Genomic DNA, 19640 nt, shown 5'->3' with positions numbered 1-19640 from the left:
GGGACCACCGATGCTGCTGGGCTCGAAGCAAACGATATGCCAAGGCCCGAGGCATCGGCCTTTCGACCTGTCGCGCACTCTAGCGCAGGACCGCGGAAAAGAAGAAGCCCCGCACGAGGCGGGGCTTCTTCATTCCGCGCGGGTGAGGCTTAGACCTGCAGGACCGGGAGTTCGGCCTTGGCCGCAGCTTCCTTGTACTCAGCGATCTGGTCGAAGGACAGGTAACGATAGATATCGGCAGCCATGGTGTCGATGTTCTTCGCGTATTCCATGTACTCCTCGACGGTCGGCAGCTTGCCAAGGATCGAGGCGACCGATGCCAGTTCGGCGGAAGCCAGGAATACGTTGGTAGCATCGCCCAGACGATTCGGGAAGTTGCGGGTCGAGGTGGAAACCACGGTCGAACCGGTCTGTACGCGGGCCTGGTTACCCATGCACAGCGAGCAGCCCGGCATTTCCATGCGCGCACCGGCCTTGCCATAGATGCCGTAGTAGCCTTCCTCAGTCAGCTGGTGAGCGTCCATCTTGGTCGGCGGAGCCAGCCACAGACGGGTCGGGATGCCACCCTTGACCTTGTCCAGCAGCTTGCCGGCTGCGCGGAAGTGACCAATGTTGGTCATGCAGGAACCGATGAAGACTTCATCGATCTTCTGACCGGCAACGGTGGACAGCAGACGGGCGTCGTCCGGATCGTTCGGGGCGCAGAGGACCGGCTCCTTGACGTCGGCCAGATCGATCTCGATCACGGCGGCGTATTCGGCGTCCTTGTCGGCTTCCAGCAGTTGCGGCTTGGCCAGCCAGGCTTCCATCGCCTGAGCACGACGCTCCAGGGTGCGCGGATCGCCGTAGCCTTCGCCGATCATCCAGCGCAGCATGGTGATGTTGGACTTCAGGTACTCGGCGATGGCCTTTTCCGGCAGCTTGATGGTGCAACCGGCAGCCGAACGCTCGGCGGAGGCGTCGGACAGCTCGAAGGCTTGCTCGACGGTCAGGCTGTCCAGACCTTCGATCTCGAGGATGCGGCCGGAGAAGATGTTCTTCTTGCCTTTCTTCTCGACGGTCAGCAGGCCGGCCTGGATGGCGTAGTAGGGGATGGCATGCACCAGATCACGCAGGGTGATACCGGGCTGCATCTTGCCCTTGAAACGCACCAGAACGGATTCCGGCATGTCCAGCGGCATCACGCCGGTGGCGGCGGCGAAGGCCACCAGGCCGGAACCGGCCGGGAAGGAGATGCCGATCGGGAAGCGGGTGTGCGAGTCACCACCGGTACCCACGGTATCCGGCAGCAGCATGCGGTTCAGCCAGCTGTGGATGATGCCGTCGCCCGGACGCAGGGACACGCCGCTGCGGTTCATGATGAAGTCCGGCAGGGTGTGGTGGGTCTTGACGTCGATCGGCTTCGGATAGGCGGCGGTGTGGCAGAAGGACTGCATCACCAGGTCGGCGGAGAAGCCCAGGCAAGCCAGGTCCTTCAGCTCGTCGCGGGTCATCGGGCCGGTGGTGTCCTGGGAGCCGACGGTGGTCATCTTCGGCTCGCAGTAGGTGCCCGGACGCACGCCCTTGCCTTCCGGCAGGCCGCAGGCGCGGCCAACCATCTTCTGCGCCAGACTGAAGCCCTTGCCGCTGTCGGCCGGTGCTTCCGGCTTCTTGAACAGGGTGGACGGAGCCAGACCCAGTTCGGCGCGGGCTTTTTCGGTCAGGCCGCGGCCGATGATCAGCGGGATACGGCCACCGGCGCGGACTTCGTCCAGCAGCACCTCAGTCTTCAGCGAGAAGGTGGTGACCAGCTCATCGCTGTCGTGACGACGCACTTCGCCCTTGATGGGGTAGACGTCGATCACGTCACCCATCGCCAGGTTGGTGCAGTCGAATTCGATCGGCAGAGCGCCGGCATCTTCCATGGTGTTGTAGAAGATCGGGGCGATCTTGGTGCCGAAGCAGAAGCCGCCAGCGCGCTTGTTCGGCACGTAGGGGATGTCATCACCGAAGAACCATAGCACCGAGTTGGTAGCGGACTTGCGGGAAGAACCGGTACCGACCACGTCACCGACGTAGGCAACCGGGAAGCCTTTGGCTTTCAGGGCCTCCATCTGCTTGATCGGGCCAACGGAACCCGGAACGTCCGGGTTGATGCCGTCGCGGGCCATCTTCAGCATGGCCAGAGCGTGCAGCGGGATGTCGGGACGTGACCAGGCATCCGGAGCCGGCGACAGGTCGTCGGTGTTGGTTTCGCCAGTCACCTTGAACACGGTCAGGGTGACTTTTTCCGGAACGGCCGGACGGGCCAGGAACCACTCGCCTTCGGACCAGGATTCCAGCACGGCCTTGGCGGCGGCATTGCCTTTCTTGGCTTTCTCGGCCACATCATGGAAGGCGTCGAACATCAGCAGGGTGTGCTTGAGTTGCTCGGCGGCGACGCTGGTCAGCTCGGCGCTGTCCAGCAGCTCGACCAGGGTGGCGATGTTGTAGCCGCCCTGCATGGTGCCCAGCAGTTCGATGGCGCGGGTCTTGCTGATCAGCGGGGAAGTGGCTTCGCCCTTGGCGATGGCGGAGAGGAAACCGGCCTTGACGTAGGCTGCTTCGTCCACGCCCGGCGGAACACGGTTGGTGATCAGGTCAACCAGGAATTCTTCTTCACCGGTCGGCGGGTTCTTCAGCAGTTCGACCAGACCAGCGGTCTGCTCGGCGTTCAGCGGCTGGGGCACGACGCCCTGAGCGGCACGCTCTTCTACGTGTTTGCGATAGGCTTCAAGCACAGTTTTACCCTCATCAGTGGTCCCAGGGGTTTCCGGGACACTCATCCTGGGAATCTCCGCACGCAAGCGCTTCGCCGCCTTATGGGCGGCACGGCCAAGGTTGCGACGATCCCCCTCCAGAAGCTGTTTTCAAAGTTTTACGCCGAGAGAGAACTGGCACTTGGCACCCTCTGGCAGGGTGCCTGCGCCTGTGCCGTTCCGCTCGGATCAACTGTGCTCGTGACGCTTTGAAAACAGCTTCGACTGGACAGTGGTGCCAAAAAGGCATTGAGAGTTTACTGGAAAGCAGTGGTCAAGTTAAAGCCACTGCGGATGACCGAGCCTAGACAAAGGGCTAAGATACTATCTTGTTATTCGCTTTTCCCTGGTTTCCCCTTCGATCATGTCCTATCAGCGCATCAAGACGCCCTGTGTCGGTCTCTGCTCAACAGTCTATGGCGATCTGGTCTGCCGGGGCTGCAAGCGCTTTCACCACGAGGTGGTGAACTGGAACCAGTATGACGAAGAGGGAAAACGCGCCGTCTGGCGGCGGCTGGAAACCCTGCTGGTGCAGGTGGTGCAGGCCAAGCTGGGGGTGTTCGATGAGCAGCGGCTGCGCCAGCAGTTAGAGCAGCGGCAGATCCGCTTCGTGGCTGAGCAGTCGGCGTATTGCTGGGCCTATCGCCTGATCGCCCGCGGTGCCCGGGCGATCAACCAGCTCGAGGCCTACGGCATCGTCCTGCAGCCGGAGTTCCGCGACTGGGAGTTGCCGGCCCTGCGCGATGCCATCGACCGGGAATTCTTCCTGCTCTCCCAGGCCCATTACGAGCGCTACATCGCCCCGCGCTTCCTGCGCGAGGGCGTGCAGAGGCGTATCTGAGGCAGGTGCGGTCGGCTCCTCGGCGACGGGTAGGGGCCGTATAATGCCCAGTTTTCCAAGACCAGCCAGATTGCCATGTCCCTGCTTCCCGAGATCGAGAGCTTCCTGCTCTGCCCGACCCCCCAGACCTGGATCGACCAGGCACTGCAGCATCCCGAGATCCTGCTGATCGATCACGCCAACTGCGAGAAGAAGGCGGCCGGCACGGCGTTGACTCTGCTGTTCCGGCATGTCGACAAGGAGGACCTGCAGTACAAGCTGTCGCGCCTGGCCCGCGAGGAGCTGCGCCATTTCGAACAGGTGGCCGAGCTGATGAAGAAGCGCGGCGTCCTCTACCGGCCGCTCAGCGCTTCGCTCTACGCCCAGCGCCTGCATGCGCATATCCGCAAGAATGAACCGGGTCGTCTGGTGGACACCTTGATTGTCGGCGCCTACATCGAGGCTCGCTCCTGCGAGCGCTTTCATCGCCTGGCACCCTTCCTCGACGAGGAGCTGGAACGCTTCTACGTCTCGCTGCTCGCCTCGGAGGCGCGGCACTATCAGGACTACCTGGGAATGGCCCGCCAGTACGCCGGTGAGCCGATCGACGAGCGTGTGGCGTTCTTCGCCGAGATCGAGCGCCAGGCAATCCTTACCCCGGATACGGAGTTCCGCTTCCACAGCGGCGTGGCGGCTTGACGACCGTCGCTCTCAATAAGTCAATGCCCGTTCGGACCGGTTTAACTTCCTTTGCCGCCCCCTGCTTGTAGTGCTCGCCCGCAGCGTCGGCTATTGGCCCTGGGCCTGGCTTAGCCAGTTCTGCAGGTTGGCAGGTCGGCCAGGGGCAGGCGGGCAGCCCTCAATGATTTTGGAGGCGCCTTCATGACGGCTTGCCGCCTGCTTGCCAAGGGGGCGGAGTAGGGCGGGGATGCACGAGAGGGTGGCCGGCATACCCAAGCGATGGGCGTTGGCCTCGGGTTCGGGGCTTAGTCAAGCGGGAAGGGGGCTAGGCGGTAGCCCAGGGCATCAACTTCCAGTACCCAGCCCTGTCGGCTCCAGTCACCGAGGACGATACGCCGGGCGTCTTGGCCGTCGACCTGCAGTTCATGCACGGCAGGGCGGTGGGTGTGGCCGTGGATCAGGGTCAGCACGCCATGGGCGGCCATGATCCGCGGTATCTCCTCAGGAGTGACGTCGACGATCTCGGTGGCTTTCTGGCGGACCTGCAGGCGACTGGCATCACGCAACTTGCGTGCCAGCTGCTGGCGCTTGGAGAGGGGCAGGTGGCGCAGGAGCCATATCGACAGCGGGTTGCGCAGGCGCCGGCGAAAGCGCATGTAGGCAATGTCGCGGGTGCACAGGGTGTCGCCATGCATCAGCAGCACAGGCGTGCCGTTCAGCTCGATGCGGCTGGGGTCGCGCAGGAGAGTACAACCGGCCTGGCGGCAGAACGAGCGGCCGACGAGGAAGTCGCGATTGCCGTGCATCAGGAAGATCCGCGTGCCCTGGTCCGCCACTTCGCGCAAGGCTTCGGCGATGGAACGCTGGAAGGGCGTCATGGCGTCGTCGCCGATCCAGGCTTCGAAGAGGTCGCCGAGGATGTACAGCGCTTCGGCCTGGCTGGCACGTTCCTTCAGGAAACGCAGGAGCGCCCGGCTGATGTCCGGGCGTTCCTCGTCGAGATGCAGATCCGAGATCAGCAGTGTAGTCATCGAGATTATTCGACGATCTCGGCCTTCTCGATGATTACGTCGTCCATCGGCACGTCCTGGTGGCCAGCGCGGGAGGTGGTGGGGGCGCCCTTGATCCGGTCGACCACGTCCATGCCTTCAACCACTTCGCCAAAAACTGCGTAGCCCCAGCCCTGGGTGGTCGGCGCCGTATGGTCGAGGAAGCCGTTGTCCTTGACGTTGATGAAGAACTGCGCGCTGGCCGAGTGCGGGTCCATGGTACGAGCCATGGCGATGGTCCCGCTCTTGTTGGACAGGCCGTTGTTGGCCTCGTTCTTGATTGGCGCACGGGTCGACTTCTGCTTCATGCCCGGCTCGAAACCTCCACCCTGAATCATGAAGTTGCCGATCACGCGGTGGAAGATGGTGCCGTCGTAGTGGCCCTCCTTCACGTACTGCTCGAAGTTGGCCGCAGTTTCCGGCGCCTTGTCGGCGAACAGTTTCAGGGTGATGGTGCCGTGGTTGGTGTGCAGCTTGATCATGGCTGAGTTCCGCTGGGTGGGTGAGGGATGCCTAGACCTCGCCGGCTGATGGTCGTTGCTACCGGGTCTCTGTCAGGGGCATGACGGGTCCGCTATGATAAGCCCTTTGCATTGGCCGGCCTACCCTGGCTGGCGTCGACATGTTTCAAGGATCCCATGAGCAAGCCCGAGACTCCCGCCTCTGCCGCGAACTTCCTCCGCCCGATCGTCCAGGCCGACCTGGAGTCGGGCAAGCACGCCAAGATCGTTACCCGCTTCCCCCCGGAGCCCAATGGTTACCTGCATATCGGTCATGCCAAGTCGATCTGCCTGAACTTTGGTTTGGCCAAGGAGTTCGGCGGCGAGTGCAACCTGCGTTTCGACGACACCAATCCGGCCAAGGAAGACCAGGAATACATCGACGCGATCAAGAGCGACGTGCAGTGGCTGGGCTTCCAGTGGGCCGGTGAAGAGCGCTACGCATCCAACTACTTCGAGCAGTTGCACGACTGGGCCATCCATCTGATCAAAGCCGGCAAGGCCTACGTCTGCGACCTGTCGCCGGACGAAGCGCGCGAATACCGCGGTAGCCTGACCGAGCCGGGCAGGAACAGTCCGTATCGCGAGCGCAGCGTGGAGGAGAACCTCGACCTATTCGCGCGCATGAAGGCCGGCGAGTTCCCCGACGGTGCCCGTGCGCTGCGGGCGAAGATCGACATGGCCTCGCCGAACATGAATCTGCGTGACCCGATTCTCTACCGCATCCGCCACGCCCATCACCACCAGACCGGCGACAAGTGGTGCATCTATCCGAGCTACGACTTCACCCACGGCCAGTCGGACGCGCTCGAGGGCATCACCCACTCGATCTGCACCCTGGAGTTCGAGGATCATCGTCCGCTCTACGAGTGGTTCCTCGACAACCTGCCGGTGCCGTGCAAGCCGCGCCAGTACGAGTTCGCCCGCCTCAACCTGAACTACACCATCACCAGCAAGCGTAAGCTCAAGCAGCTGGTCGATGAAGGGCATGTCAACGGTTGGGACGATCCGCGTATGTCGACTCTCTCCGGCTACCGTCGCCGCGGCTACACCCCGGCCTCGATCCGCCATTTCTGCGATCTGATCGGCGTCAACCGTGCTGGCGGCATGGTGGACATCGGTATGCTGGAGTTCGCCATCCGTGAGGATCTGGACGCCAATGCGCCGCGTGCGATGTGCGTGCTCAAGCCGTTGAAGGTGGTGATCACCAATTATCCGGAGGGTCGGGTCGAGAGCCTCGAACTGCCGTGCCATCCCAAGCAGGGCATGGGCGTGCGCGTGCTGCCGTTCTCCCGCGAGCTGTACATCGACGCCGGCGACTATGAGGAAAACCCGCCCAAGGGCTACAAGCGCCTGGAACCGAACGGCGAGGTGCGCCTGCGCGGCAGCTATGTGATCCGTGCCGACGAGGCAATCAAGGATGCCGAGGGCAACATCGTCGAGCTGCGCTGTTCCTACGACCCGGACACCCTCGGCAAGAACCCGGAAGGCCGTAAGGTCAAGGGTGTGATCCACTGGGTGCCGGCCGAAGGCAGCGTCGAGTGTGAGGTACGCCTGTACGATCGCCTGTTCAAGGCTGCCAATCCGGAGAAGGTCGAGGAGGGCGGCAGCTTCCTCGACAACATCAACTCCGATTCGCTGGTGGTGCTCAAGGGCTGCCGCGCCGAACCGTCGCTGGCTCAGGCGCAGGCGGAGGATCGTTTCCAGTTTGAGCGCGAAGGCTACTTCTGCGTCGACCTGAAGGACTCCGAGCCGGGCGCTCCGGTGTTCAACCGCACCGTCACTCTGCGTGACTCCTGGGGGCAGTGATGACGCTTTCCATCTACAGCACTCTGAGCAAGAGCAAGGACGCGTTCAAACCGCTGGAAGGCAACAAGGTACGCATGTACGTATGCGGCATGACCGTGTACGACTTCTGCCACATTGGCCATGCGCGGGTGATGGTGGCGTTCGACGTGGTCGCCCGCTGGCTGCGCTATCGCGGCTATGAATTGACCTACGTGCGCAACATCACTGACATTGACGACAAGATCATCAAGCGCGCCAACGAGAACGGCGAGGCCTTCGATGCCCTGACCGCGCGCATGATCGCCGCCATGCACGAGGACGAGGCGCGCCTCAACGTGCTGCGCCCGGATCTGGAGCCGCGCGCCACCGACCACATCACCGGCATGCACGCGATGATCCAGACCCTGATCGACAAGGGCTTTGCCTACGCCCCGGGCAACGGCGACGTCTACTACCGGGTCGGCAAGTTCGAGGGCTACGGCAAGCTGTCGCGGCGCAAGATCGAGGATCTGAAGATTGGCGCGCGCATCGAGGTCGACGAGGCGAAGGAGGATCCGCTGGACTTCGTCCTGTGGAAAGGCGCCAAGCCGGGCGAGCCAAGCTGGGAGTCGCCTTGGGGCGCCGGGCGTCCGGGTTGGCACATCGAGTGCTCGGTGATGTCCACCTGCTGCCTGGGCGAGACCTTCGACATCCACGGCGGCGGCCCGGACCTGGTATTCCCCCACCACGAAAACGAGATCGCGCAGAGCGAGGCGGCCACCGGCAAGCTCTACGCCAATGCCTGGATGCACGCCGGCGCAGTGCGCGTGGACGGCGAGAAGATGTCCAAGTCGCTGGGCAACTTCTTCACTATCCGTGAGGTGCTGGAGAAGTACCATCCCGAGGTGGTGCGCTACCTACTGGTGTCCAGCCACTACCGCAGCCCGATCAACTACTCCGAGGACAGTCTGCGCGAGGCCAAGGGCGCGCTGGATCGTTTCTACAACGCACTCAAGGGCCTGCCCGACGCGGCTCCAGCCGGTGGTGAGGAGTACGTTACGCGCTTCGCTGCAGCGATGGACGACGATTTCAACACCCCGGAAGCTTGCGCCGTACTGTTCGAGCTAGCCCGCGAGGTCAATCGCCTGCGCGAATCGGACCTGCGGGCTGCAGCTGCCCTGGCGGCGCGTCTGAAGGAGACGGCTGGTCTGCTCGGCGTGCTGCAGCTGGAGCCGGAAGCCTTCCTCCAGGCCGGTGCCGAAGGCAAGGTGGATGCTGCCGAGGTGGATGCTCTGATCGCCGCTCGCTTGCAGGCACGCGCCGATAAGAACTGGGGCGAGTCCGACCGCATCCGCGACCGGCTCACCGCCATGGGTGTGGTGCTGGAGGACAGCAAGGGTGGGACCACGTGGCGTCTGGCCGAGTGAGAAAAGCAGGACGCCTGAGCGCGCCTGCAGATGAAAATGGCACCCTTGGGGTGCCATTTTCATTTGGAGCGCCAGGTCACTGGTGCAGCTGTTCAGCTGCGTACAGTGTGTTTTCCAGAAGGCAGGCGCGGGTCATGGGGCCGACCCCCCCGGGGACGGGGGTGATCCATCCGGCGCGCTCGGCAGCCGCGGAAAACTCCACGTCACCGACCAGTCTGCCGTCATCTAGTCGGTTAATACCAACGTCTATGACGATGGCGCCAGGCTTGATCCATTCGCCCTTGACCAAGCCTGGCTTTCCGGCTGCGACCACCACCAGATCGGCACGCCCCACATGCTCGGCCAAGTTGCGGGTGAACCGATGAGTGACGGTCACGGTACAGCCGGCCAATAGCAGTTCCAGTGCCATTGGGCGGCCGACGATGTTGGAGGCACCGACTACCGTGGCATCCAGGCCATACAGGTCTGCGCCGGTGCTCTGCAGGAGCGTTATGATGCCTTTGGGGGTGCAGGGCCGCAGCAATGGCATGCGCTGGGCGAGGCGGCCGATGTTATAGGGATGGAAGCCATCCACGTCTTTGTCCGGGCGGATGCGCTCAAGCAGCAGGGAGGCGTCAAGGTGCTTTGGGAGCGGCAGTTGCACCAGGATGCCGTCGATCGCCGAATTCTCGTTCAATCGATCGATCAAGGACAGGAGTTCGTCCTGGCTGGTGCTGGCAGGAAGGTCGTAGGCTTGAGAATGAAAGCCCACTTCTTCGCAATCCTTGCGCTTATGAGACACATAGACTTGGGAGGCCGGGTCAGTACCCACCAGGATGACTGCCAGGCCGGGGGCGTGCAGGTCCTGCTGGCGTCGTTCGGCGACACGTTGGGCGATCTGCTGGCGAAGACTGGCGGCGATCGCTTTGCCGTCGATCAGTTTTGCGGTCATGACGCTTGCTTAACCATGAGGTTGATAAGACGAAGCGCATTCTCTCATGGTGAGGCTGGTGGGCCAATGCGAACAATCGGGTGCCGTCGGCACCCCTTACATCTTGCTGATTTATTTAAAAATATTGTTGACAGAGAGTTGCCTGTTCTATAAGATTCGCCCCGCTTGTCAAGCACAGCCTGTCGCTGGGTTGGAGAGCGAGGTCGAACTAAAGTTCGCTCCGTGGAAAGCTTCGAGTTTGCACTCTGCTCAGAATGCAGATAAAAAAAGCGCCCGTAGCTCAGCTGGATAGAGCATCCGCCTTCTAAGCGGATGGTCGCAGGTTCGAGTCCTGCCGGGTGCGCCATTAGGCGGTTCGGCGTCAAGCAGTAGCAAGATATGGTGGGCGTAGCTCAGTTGGTAGAGCACAGGATTGTGGCTCCTGGTGTCGTGGGTTCGATTCCCATCGTCCACCCCATATTCCAAACGCCAGGCGTGAAGCCTGGCGTTTTCGTTTCTCAATGGCTTGGCCACGCGGATGTGGTGGAATTGGTAGACACACTGGATTTAGGTTCCAGCGCCGCAAGGCGTAAGAGTTCGAGTCTCTTCATCCGCACCATTTCCTGTATTCCTGTTCTCTCCCGTATGCTGCCTGCTCTCTGTAGGGTGACTTCTGCAATTTGACCCACTAGAATGCATGCCCTTGATTGGGGCCGCTAACGGTCGGCTAACGTCTGTGCAACGAGGAATATCCATGCAAGTTTCTGTTGAAAGCACCTCTGCTCTTGAGCGCCGCCTGACGATCGGTGTGCCGGCCGAGCGCATCGAGACCGAAGTCAACAAGCGTCTGCAGCAGACTGCTCGTCATGCTAAGATTCCGGGCTTCCGTCCTGGCAAGGTGCCGATGAGCGTGATTCGCCAGCGTTACGAAGAGTCGGCTCGTCAGGAGGCCTTGGGCGACCTGATTCAGGCTAGCTTCTATGAGGCGGTGCTTGAGCAGAAGCTGAAGCCGGCCGGTGCTCCTTCCGTTGAGCCGAAGGTCTTCGAAAAAGGCAAGGATCTGGAATACATTGCCATCTTCGAGGTTTATCCCGAGTTGGAAGTTGCTGGCCTGGAAGGTATTGCTGTCGAGCGTCTGCAAGCCGAAGTCGCTGAGTCCGATATCGACAACATGCTGGAAATTCTGCGCAAGCAGAACACGCACTACAAGCAGGTTGAGCGTGAGGCGCAGGATGGTGACCAGCTGGACATCGATTTCGTTGGCAAGATCGATGGCGAGCCTTTCGCTGGTGGTTCTGCCAAGGGTACGCCGCTGGTGCTGGGCTCCGGGCGGATGATTGAGGGCTTCGAGGCGGGGCTGGTCGGTGCAAAGGCTGGCGAGGAGCGCCTTCTGTCTCTGACCTTCCCCGAGGACTATCAGAACCTGGATCTGGCGGGCAAGACTGCCGAGTTCGCTGTAACCGTCAATGCTGTGTCCGAGGCAGAGTTGCCCGAACTGAATGCAGAATTCTTTGCCTTGTTCGGCGTCACTGAGCCGAACCTGGACGCCTTCCGTGTCGAAGTCGGCAAGAACATGGAGCGTGAATTGAGCCAAGCGATCAAGTCCAAGGTGAAGGCTCAGGTAATGGATGGCCTGCTGGCAGCCAATCCGATTGAGGTGCCCAAGGCGCTGATCGAGAGTGAAGTGAATCGCCTGCGCGTCCAGGCGGTGCAGCAGTTCGGCGGCAATATCAAGCCGGAACAGCTGCCGGCGGATCTGTTCCAGGAGCAGGCCAAGCGTCGTGTCGCGCTGGGGCTGATTGTTGCCGAGATGGTCAAGCGGTTCGAGATCAAGCCAGATGAGGCGAAGGTGCGGGCTCTGATCGAGGAAATCGCTTCCGCCTATCAGGAGCCGGAGCAGGTTATTGCTTGGTATTATGGTAATGAGCAGCAGCTTGGTGAGGTCCGTTCGGTTGTGCTGGAGGAGCAAGTTGTAGATACTGTCCTCCAGAAGGCCAACGTAACCGACAAAGCGGTCTCTTACGAAGAAGCTGTCAAGCCGGCGGAAACTCCGCAAGCTGCCTGATCTTCCCTCGTGTGAGCACATCCATAAGCCAGCCTTCGTGCTGGCTTACTCGCATTTTAAGACCTGACCATTAGGGAGCGCTCAGGATATGACCAATCATCTCATGCAAATGCCTGAAATCCAGGCCGCTGGCGGCTTGGTGCCGATGGTGATCGAGCAGTCCGCCCGCGGTGAGCGTGCATACGACATATATTCGCGTCTCTTGAAGGAGCGGGTGATATTCATGGTTGGCCAAGTAGAGGATTACATGGCGAACTTGATCGTGGCTCAGCTGTTGTTCCTTGAGGCGGAGAATCCCGACAAGGATATACATCTCTACATCAACTCGCCCGGTGGCTCCGTGACTGCTGGTATGTCTATTTACGATACCATGCAGTTCATCAAGCCTGACGTTTCCACTATCTGCATCGGTCAAGCCTGCAGCATGGGCGCCCTGTTGCTGGCTGGTGGTGCTGCCGGCAAGCGGTACTGCCTGCCGCATTCGCGGATGATGATCCACCAGCCTCTGGGCGGCTTCCAGGGGCAGGCCTCGGACATCGAGATCCATGCTCGGGAGATCCTCACCATTCGTGAGCGTTTGAACAAAATTTTGGCACATCATACCGGTCAGCCCATTGACGTGATCGCCCGCGACACGGATCGTGACAACTTCATGAGCGGTGAGGAAGCGGTCAAATATCGGCTTATCGATCAGGTTCTCACGCATCGTCAGCTGGTGGGCTGAGCCCATCTCGGGGCGGTCTGAAATTGCGACCACCCTTGGGCTTGAAAATGCCCGCATTTGCCTTCATCTTGTGTTGCAAGCCTACCGGATTGGATTGATCGAATGACTGACACCCGTAACGGCGAGGACAGTGGCAAACTGCTTTATTGCTCCTTCTGCGGCAAGAGCCAGCATGAGGTGCGTAAGTTGATTGCTGGGCCCTCGGTCTTTATTTGTGACGAGTGCGTCGACCTGTGCAATGACATTATCCGAGAGGAAGTGCAAGAAGCCCAGGCCGAAAGTAGTGCGCATAAGCTACCCGCACCCAAGGAAATCAGTACCATTCTCGACCAATATGTCATTGGTCAGGAGCGTGCCAAGAAGGTTTTGGCAGTGGCGGTATACAACCATTACAAGCGCCTGAACCAGCGTGACAAGAAAGATGATGTCGAGCTGGGCAAGAGCAATATCCTGTTGATCGGGCCGACGGGTTCCGGCAAGACGCTGCTGGCTGAAACCTTGGCGCGTTTGTTGAATGTTCCCTTCACGATTGCTGACGCCACCACCCTGACCGAGGCGGGTTATGTCGGTGAGGATGTCGAGAACATTATTCAGAAGCTGCTGCAGAAGTGCGATTACGACGTCGAAAAGGCCCAGATGGGTATCGTCTATATTGACGAAATCGACAAAATCTCGCGCAAGTCTGACAACCCGTCCATCACGCGGGATGTTTCGGGTGAGGGGGTTCAGCAGGCGTTGCTCAAGCTGATCGAGGGAACCGTAGCTTCCGTTCCGCCACAGGGTGGGCGTAAGCATCCGCAGCAGGAGTTTCTGCAAGTCGATACCCGCAATATTCTCTTTATCTGCGGCGGTGCCTTTTCCGGGCTGGAAAAGGTGATCCAGAACCGCTCAACGAAGGGGGGGATCGGTTTTAATGCCGAAGTGCGAAGTCCCGATGCTGGCAAGAAAATTGGCGAGGCGCTTCGTGATGTTGAACCGGATGACCTAGTCAAGTTCGGCTTGATTCCCGAGTTTGTCGGTCGCTTGCCGGTCATTGCCACGCTTGATGAGTTGGACGAGGCGGCCTTGGTGCAGATTCTCACGGAGCCGCGGAATGCATTGACTAAGCAGTACGGCAAGCTGTTTGATATGGAAGGGGTGGAGCTTGAGTTCCGTCCGGACGCACTGCGGGCCGTGGCCCTGCGAGCTCTCGAGCGCAAGACGGGAGCGCGCGGATTGCGCTCCATCCTCGAAGGCATCCTGCTTGATACCATGTACGAGATCCCCTCTCAGCCTGGCGTCAGCAAGGTGGTTATCGATGAAAGCGTCATCGCTGGTGCTTCAAAGCCCCTGCTGATCTATGAAAACGTGGAGCCGCCTGCTAAGGCCGCACCTGATGCTTGATCCGGAAAGGGGCCTGCGGGCCCCTTTGCATTTCTACTGCAGCGCTTGTTTTTTCCTAAGGCTACCCCCATCTTAAAATCAGGGTATGCCCGTCACTCTCCGGTCCTGAGCCTACGTAGAGCCTAAATCATGAATATGATCGAATTACCTCTTCTGCCGCTGCGTGATGTCGTCGTATATCCCCACATGGTAATTCCGCTGTTCGTGGGACGCGAAAAGTCCATCGAAGCCCTTGAGTCTGCAATGAGTGGGGACAAGCAAATCCTCCTGTTGGCACAGAAGAACCCGGCAGACGATGATCCGGGACAGGAGTCCCTCTATCGGGTTGGCACCGTTGCGACAGTCCTGCAATTGCTGAAGCTTCCTGATGGTACCGTCAAGGTCCTTGTCGAAGGCGAGCAGCGCGGAACCATCGAACGCTTCGTTGACGCTGATGGACACAGCCGGGCAGAGCTTTCCCTGGTCGATGAGGCGCCGATCGCTGAGCGGGAGGGAGAGGTTTTCATCCGTAGCTTGCTTGGCCAGTTTGAGCAGTATGTTCAGTTGGGCAAGAAGGTTCCTGCCGAAGTTCTGTCGTCCCTAAACAGCATCGATGAGCCGGGCCGACTGGTTGACACCATGGCTGCGCACATGGCGCTCAAGCTTGAGCAGAAGCAGGAGATTCTGGAGATTGCCGATCTGTCGTCCCGGGTCGAGCATGTTCTGGCGCTTCTGGATGCCGAGATCGACCTATTGCAGGTGGAGAAGCGTATCCGCGGTCGGGTGAAGAAGCAGATGGAGCGCAGTCAACGTGAGTATTACCTGAATGAGCAGATGAAGGCTATTCAGAAGGAGCTCGGTGATATCGATGAAGGTCATAGTGAGATCGACGACCTAAAACAGCGCATTGAATCCGCTGGACTAACCAAGGAGGCTCTGGCCAAGGCTCATGCTGAACTGAATAAGCTCAAGCAGATGTCGCCAATGTCTGCCGAAGCCACTGTTGTGCGCTCTTATATTGACTGGTTGGTCAATGTGCCTTGGAAAGCCGAGAGCAAGGTCCGGCTCGATCTATCCAAGGCCGAGGCTGTTCTCGATACGGATCATTACGGTTTGGAGGAAGTCAAGGAGCGCATTCTCGAATATCTCGCCGTGCAGAGGCGGGTGAAGAAGCTCAAGGGGCCTGTGCTCTGTCTGGTTGGGCCGCCCGGGGTGGGCAAGACTTCCCTGGCTGAGTCCATAGCGCGGGCTACCAATCGCAAGTTTGTGCGCATGGCACTTGGTGGTGTGCGTGATGAAGCCGAAATCCGCGGTCATCGACGTACCTATATCGGCTCGATGCCTGGGCGGCTGATTCAGAAGATGACCAAGGTCGGGGTTCGCAACCCACTGTTCCTCCTCGACGAGATCGACAAGATGGGCAATGACATGCGGGGCGATCCTGCTTCTGCTCTGCTAGAGGTGCTCGATCCGGAACAGAATCATAATTTCAACGATCACTATTTGGAAGTCGATTACGATCTTTCGAATGTGATGTTTGTCTGCACCGCCAACTCCATGAACATTCCGGCACCACTCTTGGATCGCATGGAGGTAATACGTCTTCCTGGCTATACCGAGGACGAGAAAGTCAATATCGTGGTCAAATACCTGTCGCCCAAGCAAACCCAGGCCAATGGCCTGAAAAAGGGAGAGCTGGAGTTCGACGAGGCGGCAATTCGCGACATGATCCGCTACTACACCCGTGAGGCGGGTGTTCGCAGCCTCGAGCGGCAGATCGCCAAAGTCTGTCGCAAGGCGGTCAAGGAGAATGCTAAGGAAAAGCGTTTCAAGGTCACAGTGACAGCCAGTTCGCTGGAACATTTCCTTGGGGTTCGCAAATATCGCTATGGCTTGGCAGAGCAGCAAGATCAGATTGGCCAAGTCACTGGTCTGGCTTGGACTCAGGTCGGCGGCGAACTGTTAACCATCGAGGCGGCGGTTGTGCCGGGCAAGGGGCACTTGATCAAGACTGGATCGCTTGGTGATGTGATGGCCGAGTCCATCACTGCAGCGTTGACAGTGGTACGCAGCCGGGCGAAGAGCCTAGGCATTCCTCTGGATTTCAATGAGAAAAGGGACATTCATATCCACATGCCAGAGGGGGCAACTCCTAAGGATGGCCCTAGTGCGGGTGTGGGAATGTGTACCGCCTTGGTTTCTGCGCTCACGCAAATTCCTGTGAGAGCCGACGTGGCAATGACTGGTGAAATAACATTGCGTGGTCAAGTATTGGCTATCGGTGGATTAAAGGAGAAACTTCTGGCGGCCCACCGTGGTGGCATCAAGATCGTTATCATTCCTGAAGAAAATGTTCGCGATTTAAAAGATATTCCTGAAAATATTAAACAGGACTTGCAGATTAAACCGGTCAAATGGATTGACGAGGTCCTGCAGATTGCGCTGCAATACGCGCCGGAGCCCTTGCCTGACGCGGCTCCCGAGATGGTCGCAAAGGATGAGAAGCGCGAGACTGATCCCAAGGAGAGAGTCAGTACGCATTAGTCGGGGGCTTTCCTTGACATCTTTTTCGAGCGCTTGATATAAAGCGACTTTTTTCGTGTCGGCTAACCATCCAGCACCCGTTTTGCCTGCACCAAGATCAAGAAATAACCCAAATAGAAATAAGGGGACCTAGAGTGAATAAGTCGGAATTGATTGATGCGATTGCTGCATCTGCTGATATCCCGAAAGCTGTTGCTGGCCGAGCGCTGGACGCAGTGATTGAGTCTGTCACTGGCGCCCTGAAGGCCGGTGATTCTGTGGTGCTGGTTGGTTTTGGTACTTTCGCTGTCAAAGAGCGTGCTGCCCGTACTGGTCGCAATCCGCAGACCGGCAAGCCGATTAACATTGAAGCTGCCAAGATCCCTGGCTTCAAGGCTGGCAAGGCCTTGAAAGACGCGGTCAACTGAGCGTCTTTCGAGCATATGGCTCGTCCAGACGAGGGGCTGTCTGGTCTGGTCACGGGGTGGTGGTTCCAGTCAGTTAGCATGCTGGCCTGTTACGCTGGAAACTATGGGCTCCAGTCCCGTCCGCTCTGTCGGTTACGAGAAGGCGCATCTCTGGATGCGCCTTTCTTCTATTATTCAGACTCTACCAGTGTCAAACGGCCTGTCGTAGCCGTTTCTGGGGGGATGTATGCTGCAAGACATCAGGGATAATTCACAGGGGTGGATTGCTAAAACTATTATTGGCGTCATTATCATGCTGCTGGCCTTGACTGGCTTCGATGCCATTCTAAGGAGTACTAGCAACAGCCAGAATGCAGCCGAGGTCAATGGTGCGGAAATCAGCCTGGCTGAACTGAACCGGACGGTGGAGATGCAGCGTCGCCAACTGCTCCAGCAACTTGGCAGAAATTTTGACGCTTCGCAGTTGAACGAGGGGTTGTTGCGTAATGCAGCACTCAGCGGTCTGATAGAGCGCAAACTGTTGCTTCAGGGGGCCGAAGCGGCGAATTTGGCCTTTTCCCAGAGCGCCTTGGATCAGTTGATCCTGCAGACCCCGGAATTTCAGGTGGATGGCAAGTTCGAAGCCAACAAATTCGATCAGGTCATCGCGCAGATGGGCTACAATCGCTCGCAGTTCCGCCAAATGCTGGAGCAAGAGATGCTGATTGGCCAGTTGCGTGCTGGTCTGGCGGGCAGTGGCTTCGTGACTGGTCGCGAGATTGAAGTCTTTGCTCGTCTAGAGCAGCAGACACGTGATTTTGCCACCATGACATTGCCTGCAGACCCGGCGAGCGTAAAACTCGAGGACAGCGCGGTCCAAGCCCACTACGACGGGCACGCCAGTCGTTACATGACTCCCGAGCAGCTCATAGTGGAATATATCGAGTTGAGGCGGGATACTTTCTTCGATCAGGTAGAGGTCAAGGATGAGGACCTGCAGGCGCTTTATCAGCGAGAAATTGCCAACCTTTCGGAACAACGTCAGGCTGCACACATTCTCATTGAGGTGAATAATAATCTGAATCATGAGCAGGCAAAGGCCAGGCTGGAGGAGCTTAAGGCACGCATCGATAAGGGCGAGAATTTTGCCACTCTGGCCAAGGAATTCTCCCAGGATACTGGTTCGGCTAGTAAGGGCGGTGACCTAGGTTATGCAGGACCTGGTGTTTATGATCCAGCATTCGAGCAGGCACTTTATGCCTTGAAAAAAGGTGAGGTGAGCTCTCCTGTACGCAGCGAATTCGGCTGGCACCTGGTTAAGCTGCTGGATGTGCAGGCGCCTGAGATTCCCAGCTTCGATAGCCTGAAGGAAAAACTGGTACATGACCTGAAGTCCGATCAGGTTGAGCAAGCTTTCGTCGAAGCATCCCGTACGCTGGAAAACGCGGCCTTTGAGGCATCAGATCTTGCCCAGCCGGCCCAAGAGCTCGGTCTTCGGGTGAGAACCAGCTCCCCTTTCGGTCGTGAAGGCGGGGAAGGATTGACCGCGAATCGACAAGTTATTCAAGCAGCATTCAGTTCTGAAGTACTTGAGCAAGGCAGCAATAGCGGCGCCATCGAGCTGGACCCGGATACGGTTGTCGTCCTGCGCGTGAAGGAGCATAGGGAACCCCAACAAATTCCGCTTGAGCAGGTGGCTGACAGCATTCGAAGCCAGTTGCTGAAACAGCGTGCAGCTGAGGATGCCAAGAGCAGGGGGGAGATGTTCCTCGGCGAGCTCCGGCAAGGACATACTCCGGTAGAGCAGGCTGAGCAGAGTGAAGGTTGGCAGGTGGTTGAGGCTGCACCGCGCAGTCAGGACGGAATCGATCCGGCTATTCTACAGACTCTTTTCCGTATGTCTAAACCCTCTACCGCGGATAAACCAACCTTTGCTGGAGTGGCGTTACCCAACGGTAACTATGTGCTGATCCGCCTGACGGGGGTCAGCGAGCCGGAGCATCGCTTGTCCGAGGAAGAAAAGGGCATGTACCGGCGCTTCTTGGCTTCTCGTAGTGGCCAACAGGACTTTGCCGCTTACCGTCGTCAACTCCAGTCTAGCGCCGATATCGAACGTTTCTAGGGAAGGTCTTATATGGACGCCTCCCGGAACTCAAGAGGTAGGCCAGCTGGCGTTCAGGTAGGAGCAGTCTTATATTCGGCCTGTTTGTGCAGGCCGAAAAACCTGCTGGCCCTGATGGAATCCGCCGACGAGGCCCTCATCTGAAAATCGAGCTGAGGGCAGCGCCCATAGCTCATATTCCCTACCAGGTTTACCCCGTCACGGTCTGACCTGTTCCGCCATCACGTGCTTACCGCCTGCGCTCCTTGTGAAGCCTGTTGGTTGCCGTTTCTCAATGCCCTGCAGGGCATGCGGTAAAGCGCTCGACCCGGTGCGGAGAGCCCTTGGCCAGCACGGCCCACAGGGTTCTGGCCAGCAAGCGCTCAAGCCACCCGGATTTCTGGCTCCTGGCAAGGATCGAGCGAAAGCGCTCCATGAACCCCATCTTCAACCGAGGTAATGGCCCGCCGATGCTGTGCTCCCGATTTCTTTCTGGAGCCAGCCACCATGATGCGACCCGACGCCAA

At 59.1% G+C, this 19640-nt stretch carries 14 protein-coding genes, 3 tRNA genes and 1 pseudogene; 13 read left to right on the top strand and 5 right to left on the bottom strand.

Translation table 11 applies throughout. From position 1 onward, the window contains the following. Nucleotides 1-149 precede the first annotated feature (149 nt). The gene (gene acnB, locus ACYVD0_RS10715; RefSeq protein ID WP_460426808.1) at nucleotides 150-2759 is read right to left on the bottom strand and encodes a bifunctional aconitate hydratase 2/2-methylisocitrate dehydratase; all 2610 of its coding nucleotides are present in this window, start codon (nucleotides 2757-2759) and stop codon (nucleotides 150-152) included. Between the two features lie 382 nt (nucleotides 2760-3141). Here acnB and ACYVD0_RS10710 point away from each other — a divergent pair, with 382 nt between their 5' ends. Next, complete coding sequence (locus ACYVD0_RS10710) at nucleotides 3142-3618, top strand: DUF1289 domain-containing protein (protein ID WP_460426807.1); 477 nt, start codon at nucleotides 3142-3144, stop codon at nucleotides 3616-3618. Between the two features lie 75 nt (nucleotides 3619-3693). Continuing rightward, nucleotides 3694-4296 (top strand): MiaE family protein, encoded by a 603-nt coding sequence (locus tag ACYVD0_RS10705; protein WP_460426806.1) that lies wholly within the window; start codon nucleotides 3694-3696, stop codon nucleotides 4294-4296. A 287-nt stretch (nucleotides 4297-4583) separates the two neighbouring features. On the opposite strand, the gene lpxH is transcribed toward ACYVD0_RS10705, so the two are convergent. After that, nucleotides 4584-5309, bottom strand: a complete 726-nt coding sequence (lpxH, locus tag ACYVD0_RS10700) for a UDP-2,3-diacylglucosamine diphosphatase (RefSeq protein WP_460426805.1) — start codon at nucleotides 5307-5309, stop codon at nucleotides 4584-4586. Nucleotides 5310-5314: 5 nt separating this feature from the next. Next, nucleotides 5315-5809 carry a peptidylprolyl isomerase gene (locus ACYVD0_RS10695; protein WP_460426804.1) on the bottom strand — a complete coding sequence of 165 codons (495 nt, stop codon included), beginning with the start codon at nucleotides 5807-5809 and terminating at the stop codon, nucleotides 5315-5317. 156 nt (nucleotides 5810-5965) lie between these two features. Here ACYVD0_RS10695 and ACYVD0_RS10690 point away from each other — a divergent pair, with 156 nt between their 5' ends. Beyond that, complete coding sequence (locus ACYVD0_RS10690) at nucleotides 5966-7636, top strand: glutamine--tRNA ligase (RefSeq protein WP_460426803.1); 1671 nt, start codon at nucleotides 5966-5968, stop codon at nucleotides 7634-7636. Next, nucleotides 7636-9021 carry a cysteine--tRNA ligase gene (gene cysS, locus ACYVD0_RS10685; protein WP_460426802.1) on the top strand — a complete coding sequence of 462 codons (1386 nt, stop codon included), beginning with the start codon at nucleotides 7636-7638 and terminating at the stop codon, nucleotides 9019-9021. Before ACYVD0_RS10690 ends, cysS begins: the two co-directional genes overlap by 1 nt. Nucleotides 9022-9097: 76 nt before the next feature. Here the strand turns inward: cysS and folD are convergent, their stop codons facing one another. Then, nucleotides 9098-9952, bottom strand: a complete 855-nt coding sequence (gene folD / locus ACYVD0_RS10680; RefSeq protein WP_460426801.1) for a bifunctional methylenetetrahydrofolate dehydrogenase/methenyltetrahydrofolate cyclohydrolase — start codon at nucleotides 9950-9952, stop codon at nucleotides 9098-9100. Between the two features lie 269 nt (nucleotides 9953-10221). Here folD and ACYVD0_RS10675 point away from each other — a divergent pair. From ACYVD0_RS10675 to ACYVD0_RS10635, 9 genes are all read left to right on the top strand, one after another. Then, nucleotides 10222-10298 (top strand) — tRNA-Arg (locus ACYVD0_RS10675). A gap of 35 nt (nucleotides 10299-10333) precedes the next feature. Further along, nucleotides 10334-10409: transfer RNA gene (locus ACYVD0_RS10670), tRNA-His, on the top strand. A gap of 56 nt (nucleotides 10410-10465) precedes the next feature. After that, nucleotides 10466-10550, top strand: a tRNA-Leu gene (locus ACYVD0_RS10665). Between the two features lie 135 nt (nucleotides 10551-10685). Beyond that, complete coding sequence (gene tig / locus ACYVD0_RS10660; RefSeq protein WP_460426800.1) at nucleotides 10686-11996, top strand: trigger factor; 1311 nt, start codon at nucleotides 10686-10688, stop codon at nucleotides 11994-11996. Nucleotides 11997-12099: 103 nt separating this feature from the next. Beyond that, nucleotides 12100-12720: an ATP-dependent Clp endopeptidase proteolytic subunit ClpP gene (clpP, locus tag ACYVD0_RS10655; protein WP_090624747.1), complete on the top strand. Its 621-nt coding sequence runs from the start codon at nucleotides 12100-12102 to the stop codon at nucleotides 12718-12720. Nucleotides 12721-12822: 102 nt separating this feature from the next. Beyond that, nucleotides 12823-14103: an ATP-dependent Clp protease ATP-binding subunit ClpX gene (gene clpX / locus ACYVD0_RS10650; protein ID WP_460426799.1), complete on the top strand. Its 1281-nt coding sequence runs from the start codon at nucleotides 12823-12825 to the stop codon at nucleotides 14101-14103. Nucleotides 14104-14232: 129 nt separating this feature from the next. Continuing rightward, entirely contained in the window at nucleotides 14233-16626 is a 2394-nt protein-coding gene (gene lon / locus ACYVD0_RS10645; protein WP_460426798.1) for an endopeptidase La, read from the top strand. A 134-nt stretch (nucleotides 16627-16760) separates the two neighbouring features. Continuing rightward, a complete protein-coding gene (hupB, locus tag ACYVD0_RS10640; RefSeq protein WP_012700946.1) occupies nucleotides 16761-17033 on the top strand; it encodes a nucleoid-associated protein HU-beta in 273 nt (90 codons plus the stop codon). Nucleotides 17034-17259: 226 nt separating this feature from the next. Further along, nucleotides 17260-19134: a peptidyl-prolyl isomerase family protein gene (locus ACYVD0_RS10635; RefSeq protein ID WP_460426797.1), complete on the top strand. Its 1875-nt coding sequence runs from the start codon at nucleotides 17260-17262 to the stop codon at nucleotides 19132-19134. A 271-nt stretch (nucleotides 19135-19405) separates the two neighbouring features. Here ACYVD0_RS10635 and ACYVD0_RS10630 read toward each other — a convergent pair. Then, nucleotides 19406-19640: pseudogene (locus ACYVD0_RS10630) on the bottom strand (hypothetical protein); the annotation flags it as partial.

This window comes from Azotobacter armeniacus (assembly GCF_054779355.1).
Note: the sequence above shows the minus strand (reverse complement) of the source record. Positions and strands in the feature narration are given on the sequence as shown.

Coding starts and splice junctions, on each gene's coding strand:
- ACYVD0_RS10695 (WP_460426804.1), bottom strand. CDS start 5,809: ATGATCAAGCTGCACACCAACCACGGCACCATCACCCTGAAACTGTTC.
- ACYVD0_RS10690 (WP_460426803.1), top strand. CDS start 5,966: ATGAGCAAGCCCGAGACTCCCGCCTCTGCCGCGAACTTCCTCCGCCCG.
- ACYVD0_RS10705 (WP_460426806.1), top strand. CDS start 3,694: ATGTCCCTGCTTCCCGAGATCGAGAGCTTCCTGCTCTGCCCGACCCCC.
- lpxH (WP_460426805.1), bottom strand. CDS start 5,309: ATGACTACACTGCTGATCTCGGATCTGCATCTCGACGAGGAACGCCCG.
- lon (WP_460426798.1), top strand. CDS start 14,233: ATGAATATGATCGAATTACCTCTTCTGCCGCTGCGTGATGTCGTCGTA.
- ACYVD0_RS10635 (WP_460426797.1), top strand. CDS start 17,260: ATGCTGCAAGACATCAGGGATAATTCACAGGGGTGGATTGCTAAAACT.
- cysS (WP_460426802.1), top strand. CDS start 7,636: ATGACGCTTTCCATCTACAGCACTCTGAGCAAGAGCAAGGACGCGTTC.
- ACYVD0_RS10710 (WP_460426807.1), top strand. CDS start 3,142: ATGTCCTATCAGCGCATCAAGACGCCCTGTGTCGGTCTCTGCTCAACA.
- clpX (WP_460426799.1), top strand. CDS start 12,823: ATGACTGACACCCGTAACGGCGAGGACAGTGGCAAACTGCTTTATTGC.
- tig (WP_460426800.1), top strand. CDS start 10,686: ATGCAAGTTTCTGTTGAAAGCACCTCTGCTCTTGAGCGCCGCCTGACG.
- folD (WP_460426801.1), bottom strand. CDS start 9,952: ATGACCGCAAAACTGATCGACGGCAAAGCGATCGCCGCCAGTCTTCGC.
- clpP (WP_090624747.1), top strand. CDS start 12,100: ATGCAAATGCCTGAAATCCAGGCCGCTGGCGGCTTGGTGCCGATGGTG.